The 14,759-nt window shown below is 69.3% G+C and carries 15 protein-coding genes; 9 read left to right on the forward strand and 6 right to left on the reverse strand.

Going from position 1 to position 14,759, the window contains the following annotated elements:
* Positions 1 to 2,172: a transglycosylase SLT domain-containing protein gene (locus tag ACSQ2H_RS09360; protein WP_436061144.1), complete on the reverse strand. Its 2,172-nt coding sequence runs from the start codon at positions 2,170 to 2,172 to the stop codon at positions 1 to 3.
* Between the two features lie 125 nt (positions 2,173 to 2,297).
* Here ACSQ2H_RS09360 and dapA point away from each other — a divergent pair, with 125 nt between their 5' ends.
* Genes dapA through ACSQ2H_RS09375 form a run of 3 tightly spaced genes read left to right on the forward strand, consistent with a single transcriptional unit; the run spans position 2,298 to position 4,370 of the window.
* Positions 2,298 to 3,182, forward strand: a complete 885-nt coding sequence (gene dapA / locus ACSQ2H_RS09365) for a 4-hydroxy-tetrahydrodipicolinate synthase (RefSeq protein ID WP_436061145.1) — start codon at positions 2,298 to 2,300, stop codon at positions 3,180 to 3,182.
* Complete coding sequence (smpB, locus tag ACSQ2H_RS09370) at positions 3,182 to 3,637, forward strand: SsrA-binding protein SmpB (protein ID WP_436061146.1); 456 nt, start codon at positions 3,182 to 3,184, stop codon at positions 3,635 to 3,637. The genes dapA and smpB overlap by 1 nt, the downstream gene beginning before the upstream one ends.
* Positions 3,630 to 4,370 (forward strand): GNAT family N-acetyltransferase, encoded by a 741-nt coding sequence (locus ACSQ2H_RS09375; protein ID WP_436061147.1) that lies wholly within the window; start codon positions 3,630 to 3,632, stop codon positions 4,368 to 4,370. The genes smpB and ACSQ2H_RS09375 overlap by 8 nt, the downstream gene beginning before the upstream one ends.
* Here ACSQ2H_RS09375 and ACSQ2H_RS09380 read toward each other — a convergent pair.
* Together ACSQ2H_RS09380 and ACSQ2H_RS09385 are read right to left on the reverse strand one after the other, a co-directional pair.
* Positions 4,367 to 5,026 carry a uracil-DNA glycosylase gene (locus ACSQ2H_RS09380; protein WP_436061148.1) on the reverse strand — a complete coding sequence of 220 codons (660 nt, stop codon included), beginning with the start codon at positions 5,024 to 5,026 and terminating at the stop codon, positions 4,367 to 4,369. The two genes, ACSQ2H_RS09375 and ACSQ2H_RS09380, sit on opposite strands and share 4 nt — an antisense overlap.
* On the reverse strand, positions 5,026 to 5,622 hold the full coding sequence (locus tag ACSQ2H_RS09385; RefSeq protein ID WP_436061149.1) for an NYN domain-containing protein: 597 nt from the start codon (positions 5,620 to 5,622) through the stop codon (positions 5,026 to 5,028). Before ACSQ2H_RS09385 ends, ACSQ2H_RS09380 begins: the two co-directional genes overlap by 1 nt.
* On the opposite strand from ACSQ2H_RS09385, the gene folK reads away from it, so the two are divergent.
* From folK to ACSQ2H_RS09405, 4 genes are all read left to right on the forward strand, one after another.
* On the forward strand, positions 5,621 to 6,157 hold the full coding sequence (gene folK / locus ACSQ2H_RS09390; RefSeq protein ID WP_436061150.1) for a 2-amino-4-hydroxy-6-hydroxymethyldihydropteridine diphosphokinase: 537 nt from the start codon (positions 5,621 to 5,623) through the stop codon (positions 6,155 to 6,157). The two genes, ACSQ2H_RS09385 and folK, sit on opposite strands and share 2 nt — an antisense overlap.
* 82 nt (positions 6,158 to 6,239) lie before the next feature.
* Entirely contained in the window at positions 6,240 to 6,878 is a 639-nt protein-coding gene (locus ACSQ2H_RS09395) for an HAD hydrolase-like protein (RefSeq protein WP_436061151.1), read from the forward strand.
* Positions 6,879 to 6,962: 84 nt separating this feature from the next.
* Positions 6,963 to 7,322, forward strand: a complete 360-nt coding sequence (gene rpoZ, locus ACSQ2H_RS09400) for a DNA-directed RNA polymerase subunit omega (protein ID WP_293403461.1) — start codon at positions 6,963 to 6,965, stop codon at positions 7,320 to 7,322.
* Positions 7,323 to 7,417: 95 nt separating this feature from the next.
* Positions 7,418 to 9,586: a RelA/SpoT family protein gene (locus ACSQ2H_RS09405; RefSeq protein WP_436061152.1), complete on the forward strand. Its 2,169-nt coding sequence runs from the start codon at positions 7,418 to 7,420 to the stop codon at positions 9,584 to 9,586.
* Positions 9,587 to 9,617: 31 nt separating this feature from the next.
* Here the strand turns inward: ACSQ2H_RS09405 and ACSQ2H_RS09410 are convergent, their stop codons facing one another.
* On the reverse strand, positions 9,618 to 10,055 hold the full coding sequence (locus ACSQ2H_RS09410; protein ID WP_436061153.1) for a CBS domain-containing protein: 438 nt from the start codon (positions 10,053 to 10,055) through the stop codon (positions 9,618 to 9,620).
* Positions 10,056 to 10,693: 638 nt separating this feature from the next.
* Here ACSQ2H_RS09410 and ACSQ2H_RS09415 point away from each other — a divergent pair.
* Entirely contained in the window at positions 10,694 to 12,247 is a 1,554-nt protein-coding gene (locus tag ACSQ2H_RS09415) for an N-acyl-D-amino-acid deacylase family protein (protein WP_436061154.1), read from the forward strand.
* The gene (locus ACSQ2H_RS09420) at positions 12,244 to 13,506 is read left to right on the forward strand and encodes an amidase (RefSeq protein WP_436061155.1); all 1,263 of its coding nucleotides are present in this window, start codon (positions 12,244 to 12,246) and stop codon (positions 13,504 to 13,506) included. Before ACSQ2H_RS09415 ends, ACSQ2H_RS09420 begins: the two co-directional genes overlap by 4 nt.
* Here ACSQ2H_RS09420 and ACSQ2H_RS09425 read toward each other — a convergent pair.
* Positions 13,503 to 13,871 carry a hypothetical protein gene (locus ACSQ2H_RS09425; RefSeq protein WP_436061156.1) on the reverse strand — a complete coding sequence of 123 codons (369 nt, stop codon included), beginning with the start codon at positions 13,869 to 13,871 and terminating at the stop codon, positions 13,503 to 13,505. The two genes, ACSQ2H_RS09420 and ACSQ2H_RS09425, sit on opposite strands and share 4 nt — an antisense overlap.
* A 121-nt stretch (positions 13,872 to 13,992) precedes the next feature.
* Positions 13,993 to 14,685 carry a glutathione S-transferase family protein gene (locus ACSQ2H_RS09430; protein WP_436061157.1) on the reverse strand — a complete coding sequence of 231 codons (693 nt, stop codon included), beginning with the start codon at positions 14,683 to 14,685 and terminating at the stop codon, positions 13,993 to 13,995.
* Positions 14,686 to 14,759: the final 74 nt, after the last annotated feature.

The raw sequence follows: 14,759 nt of genomic DNA on the forward strand, positions 1-14,759 counted from the left end.
CTACGGGTTAGGGACCGGCGTGCTGGCCCCGCCGATCGGCAGCGGCGGCTGCGGGCCGACCGGGCCGGCATAGCCGCCGTAGGAGCCGCGCTTGAGGTCGGTGGTCAGGGTGATCGGCGCCGAGCCGCCGGCCAGGCGGGCGCGATAGACCTGCATGCCCTCCATGACCCGCATGACGTAGTTGCGGGTCTCGGAGAACGGGATGCACTCGACGAAGTCGATCGGGTCGGTGGAGCCGCCGCGCGGATCGCCGCAGAACTGCACCCACTGCGGCGGGCGGCCGGGACCGGCGTTGTAGGCGGCGATCGCCATCGGGTACGAGCCCGAGAAGTTGTTGATCTGCCGGCCAAGGAAGGCCTGGCCCAGCTGCATGTTGTAGTCCGGCTGCCAGAGCATCGAGACGTCGTAGCTCATGCCCAGGCCGCGGGCGGTGCTGGCGGCTGTGGCGGGCAACAGCTGCATCATGCCGCGGGCGTCGGCGCCCGAGCGGGCCATCGGATCGAAGCCGCTTTCCTGGCGGGTGATGCCGAGCGTCAGGGCCGGTTCCGGCGCGCCGGCGACCGGCGGCGGGTTACGCAGCGGGTAGCCGCGTTCGGGCAGGATGAACCCGCGCTGGGCGGCGGTGCGGACCACCTTCATCGAGGTGTCCTGGTCGCCGTAGCCACGGGCGAGGTCGACCAGCAGGGCCTGTTCCTCGACGGTGGGCAGGATGTCGTCGAGCGCCAGGACGAAGGTCTTGAAGAGGTCGCGGGCGCCGATCTCATAGAGCAGCCGAGCGGCGCGGACGGTGTCGCGGGACTCAAACCGCGCACGGTCGGCCTGGGTGACCTGGGGGTCGCCGCCAAGCACGAGCGCTTGGCCGAGCTTTTCGGTGGCGAGCTGGCCGTAGAAGGTCGTGTTGAACTTGGCGCCGGCCGCATAGAAGCCCTTGGCGGCGTTCTGGTCGCCGCGCGCCTCGGCCGTGCGGCCCTGCCAGTAGAAGGCGCGGCCGCGGGTGATCGGCGACTGGCCGATCTTCTCGAGGTTGGCGAAGTGGACGGCCGCCTGGTCGGGCTTCTTCAGCCGGGTGAGGGCGATCCAGCCGGCGTAGAACTCGGCGTCCGCGGCCGGCGCGCCGGTGGTCAGGCCGCTGTTGGCGGCGGCGGCGTAGGCCCCGGCCGCGTCGCTGTTGCGCAGGGCGTAGAGGATCAGGCGGTAGCGCTCGGCCCAGATGCGATCGGCCATGTCGCCGTGCGCGAGGTCGGTCGGGAAGTAGCGCAGATTGGCGATCGCCAGGGTCTCGAGGTTGCGCTGGCGGTAATAGCTGGCGCGCTCGAAGGCGACGCCCGGATCGTTGGAGAGATTGCCGGGGAGGGCGTTGGCCTGGTCGTTGGCGGCCGAGGAACCTGCGCGATAGGCCATCCGCACCTGGGCGACCTGGAGCTGGTCGGGCGGCAGCAGCGGGAGGATGTCGCGCGCCGCCGGGCCTTGCGGACCATAGAGCAGGATGTCGGCGCGGCGAACGTGGTCCTCGGGCGTCAGCATGGTTCCGAAGCGGGCCAGCATGGTGCGCTGGGGCGTGACCTCGAACAGCCTGTCGCGCCAGAAGCGGCGGATCAGGTCCTCGGCGTCCTTTTGGCGGCCGCTGGCCTGGTAGGCGCTGGCCAGGGCCATGGCGCCCTCGGCGGTCTGGGGCTCGGAGCCGCCGAACCAGGCGATGATCTGCTGCGGGGTCTGGCTGGACGTCTCCAGCAGCTTCTCGGCGCCGAGCTGGCGGCGAGTGGCGCGCGGCCAGCCGGCGAGGTCGCGGCGGGCCTGGTCGACCTCGAAGAACGACATCGATTCCACGGCGGAATCGACGAGCGCCCAGGTGGCGAGCTTCTTGGCGATCGGGTCGGAGAGGGCGGCGATCCCGGACCGGGCGGTGGTCACGTCGCCGCGCTTCGCCGCGGCCAGCGCCGAGCTGAGCGTGGCCGAGTCGGTCATCGATAGCGACTGGCGATAGGCGGTCGGCGGCGTCTGGGTCAGCTCGATCGGGCGCGGACCTTCGGCCGGCGGCCGTTCGGCGCCGGAGAACGGCCGGTAGGGCCCCTGACCCGGCGCGCCGCCCGTCGGCGCCTGGGCGTTGGCCATGGTGGCCAATAAGGCGATCGAGGCGGTGGTCAGAAACGCTTTACGGGCCTTGGACGGCAAGGTGACGAACTCCGGATTCGCAGAAGGATGAAACTATGTTGCGGCGCGGGGGCGCCCCGCCATATTGTCCGGCCAAATCATGAGGCCGCAACAACTGGCCTCGCTTTCACGGCTTTTTGCAGACCATGTCAGATTCCTTGTTCAAGGGCGTGATGCCTGCCCTGGTGACTCCCTTCCGCGACGGCGTGGTGGACGAGAAGGCGTTCGTCGCTCTCGTCGAGCGTCAGATCGCGGGCGGAGTCCACGGCATCGTGCCCGTGGGCACGACAGGCGAGACCTCGACCCTTTCGCATGACGAGCACCGCCGCGTGGTCGAGCTGGCCGTGAAGACCGCCGCCGGCCGCGTGCCGGTCGTCGCCGGCGCGGGGTCGAACTCCACCGAAGAGGCGATCGAGCTGGTCCAGCACGCCAAGACCATCGGCGCGGACGCCGCCCTGGTGGTGACGCCCTACTACAATCGTCCGAGCCAGGAGGGCCTCTACGCCCACTATGCGGCGATCAACGAGGCGGTTCAGCTGCCGGTGCTGGTCTACAACGTGCCCGGACGCACGTCGGTGGACATCAGCAACGACACCCTGGGCCGGTTGTCCAAGCTGCCCAACATCGTCGGCATCAAGGACGCGACCGCCGACATGACCCGCGCCACCGTGCAGCGCCAGCTGTGCGGCGACGACTGGGTGCTGCTGTCGGGCGACGACCTGACCGCGCTGGGCTACATGGCCCACGGCGGGCACGGCTGCATCTCGGTGACCGCCAACATCGCCCCGGACCTGTGCGCCACCTTCTACAACGCCGCCATGGGCGACGACTGGAAGACGGCGCTCTACTGGCAAGATCGCCTGTTCCGCCTGCATCGCTCGCTGTTCACGGACGCCTCGCCGGCCCCGACCAAGTTCGCGCTCTCGCATCTCGGCCTCTGCGCCGAGGACGCGCGCCTGCCGATCGTGCCGGCGTCGGAAGCCTCGCGCGTCGAGGTCCTGGCCGGGATGAGGGAAGCCGGCGTCATCTGATGACCGGAAAGCTGATCGCAGAGAACCGCCGCGCGCGGTACGACTACTTCCTCGAGGAGACCTTCGAGGCGGGCCTGGTCCTGACTGGATCGGAGGTCAAGTCGCTGCGCACCGGCCGGGCCAACATCGCCGAGTCCTACGCCTCGGTCGAGGGCGACGAGGTCGTGCTGATCAACGCCGACATCCCGCCCTTCGCACAGGCCAACCGCTTCAACCACGAGCCGCGGCGGCACCGAAAGCTGCTGCTGCACCGCAAGCAGCTGGACAAGCTGATCGGGGCGGTGACGCGCGAAGGCCGCACGATCATCCCGACCAAGCTCTATTGGAACGAGAAGGGCCTGGCCAAGCTGGAGATCGCCTTGGCCAAGGGCAAGAAGCTGCACGACAAGCGCGAGGCCACCGCCGAGCGCGACTGGGCGCGCGACAAGGCCCGGCTGCTGCGCGACCGTGGCTGACGTCGAGGCCATCGAACGGGCGACCATCGCGGCGGTGGCGCCGCGCGAAGTGCTGGAGATCGGCGGCTGGCTGGTCGCCCTGAACGAGGGGACCATCCGCCGCGCGGCGAGCGCGGTTCCGCTGAGCCACGAACTGGCGGCGGACCTGGGCGTGTTCGATCGGATCGAAGCGGCGTTCGCTGGGCGCGGCCTGGCGCCGGCCTTCCGGATCGCCGACGCGCCAGGGCTGGAGAGCGTCCGGGCCGAACTGACGCGGCGCGGCTACGGTTTCGAGCAGCCGACCCTGGTGAAGATCGGCGGCGCGGCCGGGATGATCGCCGCGGCGCGCGGCGAGGCGGCCGACATAGCCGGCGCGCCCGACGCGGGCTGGGCGAGCGTCTTTACGAGCGAGGGCTTCGACGAGGCGGACGGCCGCAGCCGGGTGGCGGCGCTGACCCGTTCGCCTGACGCGGTCTATGGCGGGATATCGGACGGCGAACGGACCCTGGCGGTCGGCGTCGCTGCCTTCGGTCACGGCTGGGCCAGCGTGCACGGCATGCGCACCGACGCCTCGCGGCGCGGGGAGGGGCTGGCCGGACGCGTTCTGGCGGGCTTGGCGGGCGCAGCCCTGGCGCGCGGCGTGGAGCGGGTGTTCCTGCAGGTCGAGGAAGGCAACACCGGTGCGCGCAGCCTCTACCGGCGCGCCGGGTTCACCAAGGCCTGGCGGTATTACTACTGGAGCCGGCCGGTCTAAGCGTCGATCAGTTCACGGGCGCGGCGGAAGACCGTCTCGAACATCTCGGCGGTGAGGCGGCCGGTGTTCGTGTTGAGCCGCGAGCAGTGATAGCTGTTCAGCACGACGTAAGGGCCGGCCTGGAATTCCGTGCCGTGACCGGGGATGCCGGCCGAAGCCTTGAGGCCCAGGGCCTTCAGGATATTGCGCCGCGAGACGTCGCCGAGTGTGACGATGACCTTGAGGTTGGGCAGGTCCTTGAACCGCTGGGTCAGGAACGGGCGGCAGGTGTTCTCTTCGCTGGTCTCGGGCTTGTTGCCGGGCGGAGCGCAGCGGACCGCGTTGGTGATCATGCACTCGTACAGTTCGAGCCCGTCGTCGATGCGGGCGTCAAACTTGTCGTTGGCGAAGCCGGTCTTGAAGAGGGTGTCGTAGAGCATCCAGCCGGCGTGGTCGCCGGTGAACGGGCGGCCGGTGCGGTTGGCGCCGGTGCGGCCAGGGGCAAGGCCCGCCACCAGCAGGCGCACGCTCTGCGGCCCGCCGACCGGGACGAAGGAAGGCGCAGGGCCGTTCCACCAATCGGGATTCTGGGCTGCGTTCGCCTGGCGATAGGCGACCAGACGCGGGCACAGCGGGCAGTCGCGGGGCGGTTCAGCGCCCCAGAGTTCCACCGACATCAGAGTTCGGCGTCGACGTCGTGTTCGTCGCGCGCGGCGCGGCTTTCCTGGATGAAGCGCGGCAGCCGCGAGGGCCGGCCGATGATGTCGGCGAGGTCGGCCAGATCCACGAAGTTGTCGGCCTGGCGGCGCAGGTCGTCGGAGGCCATCGGCGGCTGCGACTTGACGGTGGAGACCACGGTGACGCGGGCGCCGCGGCGCTGAACCGCTTCGACCAGGACGCGGAAGTCGCCGTCGCCCGAGAACAGCACCAGGTGATTGGCGTGGGCGGCCATCTCCATCATGTCGACGGCGATCTCGACGTCCATATCGCCGCGCCAGCGCTTGCGGCCCTGGGCGTCGGTGTATTCGCGCGCCGGCTTGGTCACCAGGCGGAAGCCGTTGTAGTCGAGCCAGTCGACCAGCGGGCGGATCGGCGAATACTCCTGATCCTCGACCAGGGCGGTGTAGTAGTAGGCCCGCACCAGCACGCCGCGGCTGCGGAACTCTTCCAGCAGCTTGCGATAGTCGATATCGAAGCCGAGCCCCTTGGCGGCGGAGTACAGGTTCGCTCCGTCAATGAAGAGCGCCAGCCTGTCCGTGGGGTAGAACGTCATGAGTGCGAATAATCCTGCGAAAATGTCTCTGGGCGTAGATCCGAACGATGCTGCGGTTGTCGCCTTGGGCGGAAATGTCGCCGGCGACTATGGATCGTCCGAAGCCCTTCTCGAGGCGGCGCTCGCTCGTTTCGCGGAGGCGGGATTGCCCATCCTGCGTCGGTCGTCCTGGTGGCGTTCCGCCGCCTGGCCCGACCCGAGCACTCAGGAGTATCGCAACGGCGTTGTGGTTGTCGAGGCTCGGCTTTCGCCCCAAGCGCTTATCCGAACGTTGTTCATGCTGGAGAACGAATTCGGCCGTACGCGCAGCGTCCGGAATGCTCCGCGCACCCTCGATCTGGACCTCATCGCGCATGGCCGAATCGTCTCCGACGACCCCGAGCTGACCTTGCCGCACCCGCGGGCGCACGAGCGCCTGTTCGTGATGGGGCCGCTGGCGCAGATCGCGCCGGATTGGCGCCATCCGGTGCTGGGGCGCACGGCGGCGGAGCTGGCGGCCAGCGCCACGGTCGGGCTGGACGCGACCCCGCTTTAAGGTCGCAGGCGCGCGCGCGAAGTTGACGCACGCGTCATGCGGGTTTACGGCCCGCCCCCTTTCGAGGCGGCAGGAACGTCCCGTGGGCTATCGGCTCATCATCTTCGACTTCGACGGCACGTTGGCCGACAGCGCGGCCTGGTTCGCGAGCGCGCTCAATGGCGTGGCGCGGCGCTATGGCTTCCGCGAGATCGACCTCGCCGAAATGGCGCGGCTGCGCGGCCGGCCGAGCCGCGAGATCATGCGGGCCCTGAAGGTCAGCCCCTGGAAGCTGCCGTTCATCGCCGCGCACATGCGCAAGCTGGCGGCCGAGGCCGCGCCTTCGATCGACCTGTTTCCCGGGGTCGCCGACATGCTGCGTCGCCTGTCCGCGCGCGGCGTGAAGGTGGCAATCGTGAGTTCGAACAGCGAGGCGGTGGTGCGCCGGGTGCTGGGGGCCGAACTGGCCGGCCTGGTCGCGCACTTCGGCTGCGGCGCGTCGATCTTCGGCAAGGCCGCCAAGTTCCGCCAGGTGATCCGCGCGGCGGGCGTAGCCGACGCCGATGTGCTGAGCGTCGGGGACGAGGTGCGCGACATCGAGGCGGCGCGGAAGGTGAAGCTGGCGGCCGGGGCGGTGACCTGGGGCTATGCGACGCCCGAGATCCTGCAGGCGCAGCGGCCGAGCGCGATCTTCGAAACCACGGACGACGTGCTGCGCGAAGCCGGGCTCTGCGGCATCTAACCCGCCGCCAGCTGGCCATGCGGCGTTGCACAATCGCCGCGAAGCCTCTATTTTGTTCGGTTCTACCGCCGCTCTGAGGATTCCATGGCCCGCGTCACCGTCGAAGATTGCGTCGAGAAGGTTCCCAACCGCTTCAGCCTCGTGCTGTTGGCGGCGCATCGCGCCCGAGCCATTTCGGCCGGCGCCCCGCTGCTGGTCGACCGCGACAACGACAAGAACCCCGTCGTGTCGCTGCGCGAAATCGCCGACGACGTGGTGGACGCCGAGGAACTGCGGGAAAACCTGATCGGCACGCTGCAGCGCGTCGACGAGCGTTCGGAAGCCGAGGAAGAGGCCGAAACCCTGGCCCTGCTGGCGGATCCGACCCACATGCAGATGAGCGAGCTGGAACTGGTCCGCGCGCTTCAGAGCGACCGTGACGGCGGCCAGGAGGAGCGGTACTGAGCCCGGAAGGCGCAGAACCCCTCACCGTCACGGCGGCGCCTCAACAACCGCCCGCCGATAAGAACGATGCGCCGGTCGCCAAGCAGCGGCCGAAGATGCTTCGCCAGTACGAGCTGATCGAGAAGGTCCGCTCGTACGACCCGACCGCCGACGAGGCGGTGTTGAACCGCGCCTATGTCTACGCCATGCGCATGCATGGGTCGCAGAAGCGCGCGTCCGGCGACCCCTATTTCGCCCACCCGATCGAGGTGGCGGGAATCCTGACCGACTATCGGCTGGACACCGCCACCATCGTCACCGCCTTGCTGCACGACGTGATCGAGGACACTCCGGTCACGCCCGACGACATCCGCGGCCTGTTCGGCCCCGAGATCACCGAGCTGGTCGAGGGGGTGACCAAGCTCACCAAGCTTGAACTGAACAGCGAGCGGACCAAGCAGGCCGAGAACCTGCGCAAGTTCATCCTGGCGATTTCCAAGGACGTGCGCGTCCTGATGGTCAAGCTGGCCGACCGCCTGCACAACATGCGGACGCTGCACTACATCTCCAGCCCGGCCAAGCGCGAGCGGATCGCGCGCGAGACGCTGGACATCTATGCCCCGCTGGCGCGGTCGATCGGCTGTCACCGCATCTGCACCGAGCTGGAAGAGCTGTGCTTCGAGCATCTGAACCCGGTGGCGCGCGACGCCATCGGCCGGCGGCTGGAAGCGCTGCGGATCGAGCAGGGGGCGGCGGTCTCGATCGTCTCCGGCGAAATCGCCGCCAAGCTGGAAACGGCGGGTATTCCGGCGCGAGTCTTCGGACGTGAAAAGAACGCCTATTCGATCTGGCGCAAGTTGCAGCGCAAATCGATTGGATTCTCTCAGCTTTCCGACATCTACGCGTTCCGGGTGATCGTCGACACCGAGGCCGACTGCTATGCGGCCCTGGGGGTGATCCATCGCGCCTGGCCGAGCGTGCCCGAGCGGTTCAAGGACTTCATCTCGACGCCCAAGCGCAACAACTACCGCTCGCTGCACACGACGGTGGTGGGCCCGAAGGGCATGCGGATCGAGATGCAGATCCGCACCGAGACCATGGACCGGATCGCCGAGGACGGCGTGGCGGCCCACTGGCGCTACAAGAACTCGTCCTACGGCTTCGATCCGGAAGATCAGGCCGCCGGCGGCGGGCGCGACCCGCTGGTCAACCTGCGCCACCTGGTCCAGGTGCTGGAGCACGGCGGCGACGTCGAGGAACTGGTCGAGCACGCCAAGCTCGAGATGTATCTCGACCAGGTCTTCGTGTTCACGCCCAAGGGGCGGCTGGTGAGCCTGCCGCGCGGGGCGATGCCGCTGGACTTCGCCTATGCCGTCCACACGGACGTCGGCGACACTTGCATCGGGGTGAAGATCAACGGCGAGCTGAAGCCGCTGCGCACGACCTTGCAGAACGGCGACGTGGTCGAGGTGATCCGCGGCCCGAAGCCGGTGGTGCCGCCGGATTGGCGCTCGCTGACCGTCACCGGGCGCGCGCGTTCGGCGATCCGCCGACATATCCGCCAGACCGAGCGCGACGAGTTCGTGCGGCTGGGACGGGCGAGCCTCGACCAGACCTTCGAGCGGGCCGGAAAGTCGCGCAAGGACGTGGTGCTGAAGCCGTCGCTGGAGCGCTTTGCGGTCCCGAACGAGGAAGACCTGTTCGAGCTGGTCGGGCGCGGGCGCATCGCGCCGACCCAGGTGCTGGACGTGATCTTCCCCGGCCTGAAGGCGGCTGAGCGCGAAGCGGCGGCGGCGACGCGCAGGATCGAGGGCGGCAAGGGCGCGCGGCTCTATGTGCGCGGCGGCGGACTGACGCCGGGCGTATCGCTGAACTTCGGCCAGTGCTGCACGCCGGTGCCGGGCGACCGCATCGTCGGCATTCTGGAGCCGGACGGCACCGGCCTGACCGTTCACACCATCGACTGCGCGCGTCTGGCCGAGTTCGAGGACCGCGAGGAGCTCTGGCGCGACCTGCAATGGACGCCGGAGGCCGAGCGCAACACGGTGACGCTGTCCAAGCTGACGGCGACGATCCGCAATGCGCCGGGCGTGCTGGGCCAGGCCTGCACGGCGATCGGCGAGGCCGGCGGCAATATCGTCAACCTGCGCATGCATCGACGGCAGTCAGATTTCTTCGACGTCGACTTCGACGTCGAAGTGAAGGACGCCCGGCACCTGACCAACATCGCCGCGGCGTTGCGCGCCTATCCCAGTATCGAGACGGTCGACCGCGCCAAGGGCTGAGGGAGCGGCGCTCGCCGAGCGCCGCCCTGGATCAGTGGACCGATTGCGAGTGTTCGCCGCCGGGCCGGACGATGCCGCCGAGCGCCTCGCCGGTGCGCGAGGTCTGGCCGATGGAGGCCAAGTCGGCCAGCGACACGATGCCGATCAGCCGCTTGTCGCGGTTGAGCACGGGCAAGCGGCGCACCTGGATGTCGCCCATGTTGCGCAGGACGGCGTCGCTGTCGTCGTCGTCAAAGCAATATTTGACCTCGCGGCTCATCACCTCGGCGACCTTGGCGTCCGGACCCTTGCCCAGCGCGATGCCGCGCACGCAGATGTCGCGGTCGGTGATCATGCCGACCAGCCGGTCGCCGTCGGCGACGGGAAGGATGCCGGCGTCGAGTTCGGCCATCATCCGCGCGGCGTCGCGCAAGGTCTCCTGCGGGCTGGCCATCTTGACGTTGCGGGTCATGCAATCGGCGACTTTCATGTCGGGACTCCGTACCTGGGGGAGCCGGCGACGCGGGCCGGCCTCTGCGGCAAACGGCCGGAGGCGGCGGGTGTTCCTAGGGCGCAGGCGTGGACCCCAAAACAGCGAAGCCCGGGGGTCGAGGACCCGCCGGGCTTCAAGTCCGACTATCGTTTTCCATTGCTGGCTGATTTGTCGGGCTGGTTTTCGATTTTCATCTCCAACCGTCTGATCAACGGGCGAGCGTGTCGTCGGGTTCCGGGATGGACGACAAAAATCAGCTGGCGGACGAAGCCGACGTGAAAAGCCCAGGAGGCCGGTCAGCACTCCTGGGCTTTGAGCCGATCTCGAGTTTGCGTTTCGGGGATCGGGCTGTCCGTAGACATGCATACAACTGCGCACGGCGCGCGCGGGTTCCCGGTCAGGTAGAACAATTCTCACGACGCCCGTTCTGCGGGGCCTGACACGGCGTGGATTCTCCCGTCACATGTACGACATGCACAAGCCGCTCGCGCTCGCCGCCGTCCTGCTCGCCACCACCGCCCAGGCGAGTTCGCCCCCGGCTTACGACGTGCTGATCCGCAACGCGCAGATCTATGACGGCTCGGGCCAGGCGCCGTTCAAGGGCGAGGTGGCCATCGCCGAGGACCGCATCGCCTATGAAGGCGCCCGAGAGCGCGCGCACCGAGATCGACGCCAGGGGCAAGGCGGTGTCGCCGGGCTTCATCAACATGCTGTCCTGGGCGACCGAGAGCCTGATCGCCGATCCGCGGGGGCTGTCGGACCTCAAGCAGGGCGTCACGCTGGAGGTGATGGGTGAGGGGACCTCGATGGGACCGCTGAGCCCGGAGATGAAACGGCTGGAAACCCAGCGCATGGGAGACATCAAGTACGACATCGGCTGGACCAGTCTGGACGAATACCTGACCTGGCTGACGAGGCGCGGATCGGCGCTGAACGTCGCCTCGTTCGTCGGCGCGGCCACGGTGCGCGAGCACGTGCTTGGCGAGGGCGACGTCGATCCCACGCCCGAGCAGCTGGCGGCGATGCGCAAGCTGGTGGTGGAGGCGATGCAGGACGGGGCGCTGGGCGTCGGATCGTCGCTGATCTATGCGCCCGCCAGCTATGCCGAGACGCCGGAGCTGGTGGCGCTGGCCAGCGAGGCGGGACGCTGCGGCGGAATCTATATCAGCCATATGCGCTCGGAGGCGGACCGGCTGCTCGAAGCCATCGACGAACTGATCGAGATTTCGAAGCAGTCCGGCGCGCCGGCCGAGATCTATCACCTGAAGCAGGCCGGCAAGGCCAATTGGGACAAGCTCGATCCGGCCATCGCCCGCATCGAGGCGGCGCGCGCGGCGGGGCACCGGATCACGGCGGACATGTACACCTACACCGCCGGTTCGACCGGGCTGGACGCGGCGATGCCGCCCTGGGTGCAGGCCGGCGGGGTGGAGACCTGGATCGGCCGCATGAAGGACCCGGCGACCCGCGCCAAGCTGATCGCCGAAATGCGCCAGGAGAAGCCGGACTTCGAGAACCTCTACCGCCATGCCGGCGCCGAGGGGACGCTGCTGGTCGGCTTCAAGAACCCGGCGATGAAGGGGCTGACCGGCAAGACCCTGGCGCAGGTGGCCAAGGAACGCGGCGTCTCGCCCGAGGACGCGGCCATCGACCTGGTGATCGAGGACGGCAGCCGGGTGCAGGTGGTCTACTTCCTGATGTCCGAGCAGAACGTGGCGCGCCAGACGGCGCTGCCGTGGATGAGCTTCGGATCGGACGCCTCGGCCCAGGCGCCGGAGGGGGTGTTCCTGAAGTCGAGCACCCATCCGCGCGCCTACGGCAACTTTGCGCGGCTGCTGGGCAAGTACGTGCGCGAGGAGAAGACCACCAGCCTCGCCGACGCCGTGCGCCGGCTGTCGGCGTTTCCGGCCCAGAACCTGGGGCTGAAGGACCGCGGGATGCTGAAGGCGGGCTATTACGCCGACGTGGTGGTGTTCGATCCGGCCACGATCGGCGACGTCGGGACCTACGAGCAGCCCAAGCAGTTCGCGGTCGGGGTCAGCGACGTGTTCGTCAACGGCAAGCAGGCGCTGAAGGACGGCGAGCCGACGGGACAACTGGGCGGTCAGGTGGTGCGCGGGCGCGGCTGGACCGGCTGGAGCGACGGCGGCTGCCGGGTGAGCGCCAATGACTGGAGCTGGACGTGGTGAGCATCGACCAACGGCGCCGGCTGGGCGCGCGGCTGCACGCCTTCACCCAGGTGTTCGACCCGTCGCTCGGCGCAGGCGGCGGACCGACCTTCGCGATCAAGGATCTGATCGACGTGGCCGGCGTCCCGACCGGCGGGGGCGGCGTGGTTCCGCTGGACGTCGCGCCGGCGCAGCACGCCGTGGCGGTGCAGCGGCTGCTGGACGCCGGCTACGCGGCCGTCGGCAAGACCCACACGGTGGAGCTGGCCTTCGGCGGCTGGGGCACGAACCGCTCGGTCGGCGCGCCGTGGAACCCCTGGGACGCAACGGTGCATCGAGCGCCAGGCGGCTCGTCCAGCGGCTCGGCGGTGGCGGTCGCGGCGGGGCTCTGCGACGTGGCGCTGGGCACCGACACCGGCGGCTCGATCAGGATCCCGGCGGCGGCCTGCGGCGTGGTCGGCCTAAAGCCGGGGCGCGGCCTGGTCTCAACGCAGGGCGTGCACGACCTGGCGCCCAGCCTCGACACGTTGGGGCCGCTGGCGCGCTCGGTCGCCGACGCCGCGCGGGTGCTGGAGATCATCTCGGGTCCGGACGGCGGCGGCGCGGTGCGGCCGCGGTTCGACGCAGCCGCTGCGCTCGCGAGCGACGTGCGGGGCTGGAAGGTCGCCGTGCTGCCCATGGAGGCGATGCCGACGATCGACCCGCAGGTCGCCGAGCTCTATCGAACCGCCATTGGGCGCCTGGCGGAGCTGGGCGTGGAGATCGAGACCGCCCGCACGCCGCGGCCGTTCGCCGACTACTTCATCCCGAACGGTTGGCTGATGGCGGCCGAGGGCTGGCGCGTGCGCGGCGCGCACATCGCGGCCAACGGCGAGGTCATGGACCGCTGGGTGGTCAAGCGGTTCGAAGGCGGGCGCGATGTCACCGACGCGCAGTTGGGCCAAGCGCTGGCGCGGCGAGCGGCCGACCAGCGGGAGTTCCAGGACTGGATGGCGCCCTATAGCGCTCTGCTGTCGCCGACCCTGCCGATCCCGGCGCCGCCGATCGACGATGTGGAAGAGACCGCCTCGCCGTTCTCGGCCCTGACCCGGGCCGGCAACTATCTCGACCTGCCGGCCGCCAGCGTGCCGATGGGGCTGACCGGCGCGGGCCTGCCGGCCGGCCTGCAGATCATGGGGCGGATGGCCGACGAGGTCAGCGTCGTCGCCCTGGCGGCGGCCTACGAGGCGGTGTCCGGCTGGAACGACCGGCGGCCCGATCTGACGGGGTTCGAAGCCTAGGGCGCGCCGTAGTGGACGCGGGCGGGCAGCCCGGGCGAGATGCGGCCCGCGCCCTTCGGCTTCGGCTGGGCCGCCTCGGCGGTCTTGACCTCTTCGGCCGGTTTGGGTCGGCAGAAGATCTTGATGCTGCAGATATCGATCCTCTGGTGGCGCAGGGACAAGGTCCAACGCACCAGCCGCGTCACCTCGGTCAGGCGGCCAGGCTTGATGCGCTGCAGGCCCCAGCGGCCCCAGGCCTCGGCGCCGTAGACGAAGCGGTCGAGCACGACCGGGTGGCGGGTCGCGGCGGCGGCTTCTGCGGCCAGGGATGCGGTGGATATGACGACCACGCCGAGCGCCCCTGCGAGAAGGACCTTGCTACGCATCACCGCCACCCAAACCTGTTTTGAACACCGAACCGAATCCGCACGACGCCGTTATCTGCGGCCGGTTCGTGGCGCTCATGTGGCGAGACGAACGCCTGAGTTCAACTCCTGGCGGCGCCCGTCAGACCGCCTTGGCCGCGCGATCGCGCGCCGTCTGTTGCTGCACCACGATGCCCTGACGGGTCTCGTCGAGGATGCGGGCGACGATCGGATCGGTCTGGATGGCTTGCCAGTAGGCGGCCAGGCGGGGGAGGGCGTCGAGCGGGTCGGGCGTGCCGAAGACGCTGGGGATCCACTCGCTCGCCAGCACCAGCTGCGGGGCGATGGCGCCGTCGGCCTGGGTAAGCCCCGTGCCCACCGCGTAGCCGTCGGCGCCGATGAACTCGTCAAGATAGGCCAGGGCTTCGGCCAGCTTGCCGGCGGCGGCCTCGACCACGGCCGGCTCCCAGTGGCGGCGAGAACGGCCGGCCAGAGTGAAGAGCGGGACCATGGCCATGACCACGTAGAAGTCGCAGATGCGCGACAGCAACCGCATCTGCGCCCGCCCCCAGGGATCGGCGGGCCGCAGGGCGGCCTCAGGATAGGCGTCCTCGAGGTATTCGCAGATCACCTCGGACTCGGGCAGGGCCCGGCCGTCGTCGAGCACCAGGGTCGGCACCCGGCCGATAGGATTGACCTTCAAATACTCGGCCTTGGTTTCCTCCGAGGCGCCGAAGCCGGGCGGATGGATGATCTCGACCTCGATCCCTTTGGCGTAGAGCAGCAGCCGCACCCGACTGGGGAATGGCGAGTCATAGGTTTGGAACAGCTTCACCGGTCCGTCCTCCCGACGCGAATTGGTCGATGACAGCATGCCGGGCGTTGGGTAATCCGCAAGGTCAGGAGACC

The organism is Phenylobacterium sp. LjRoot97 (genome assembly GCF_964254345.1).
Classification (GTDB): Bacteria; Pseudomonadota; Alphaproteobacteria; order Caulobacterales; family Caulobacteraceae; genus Phenylobacterium.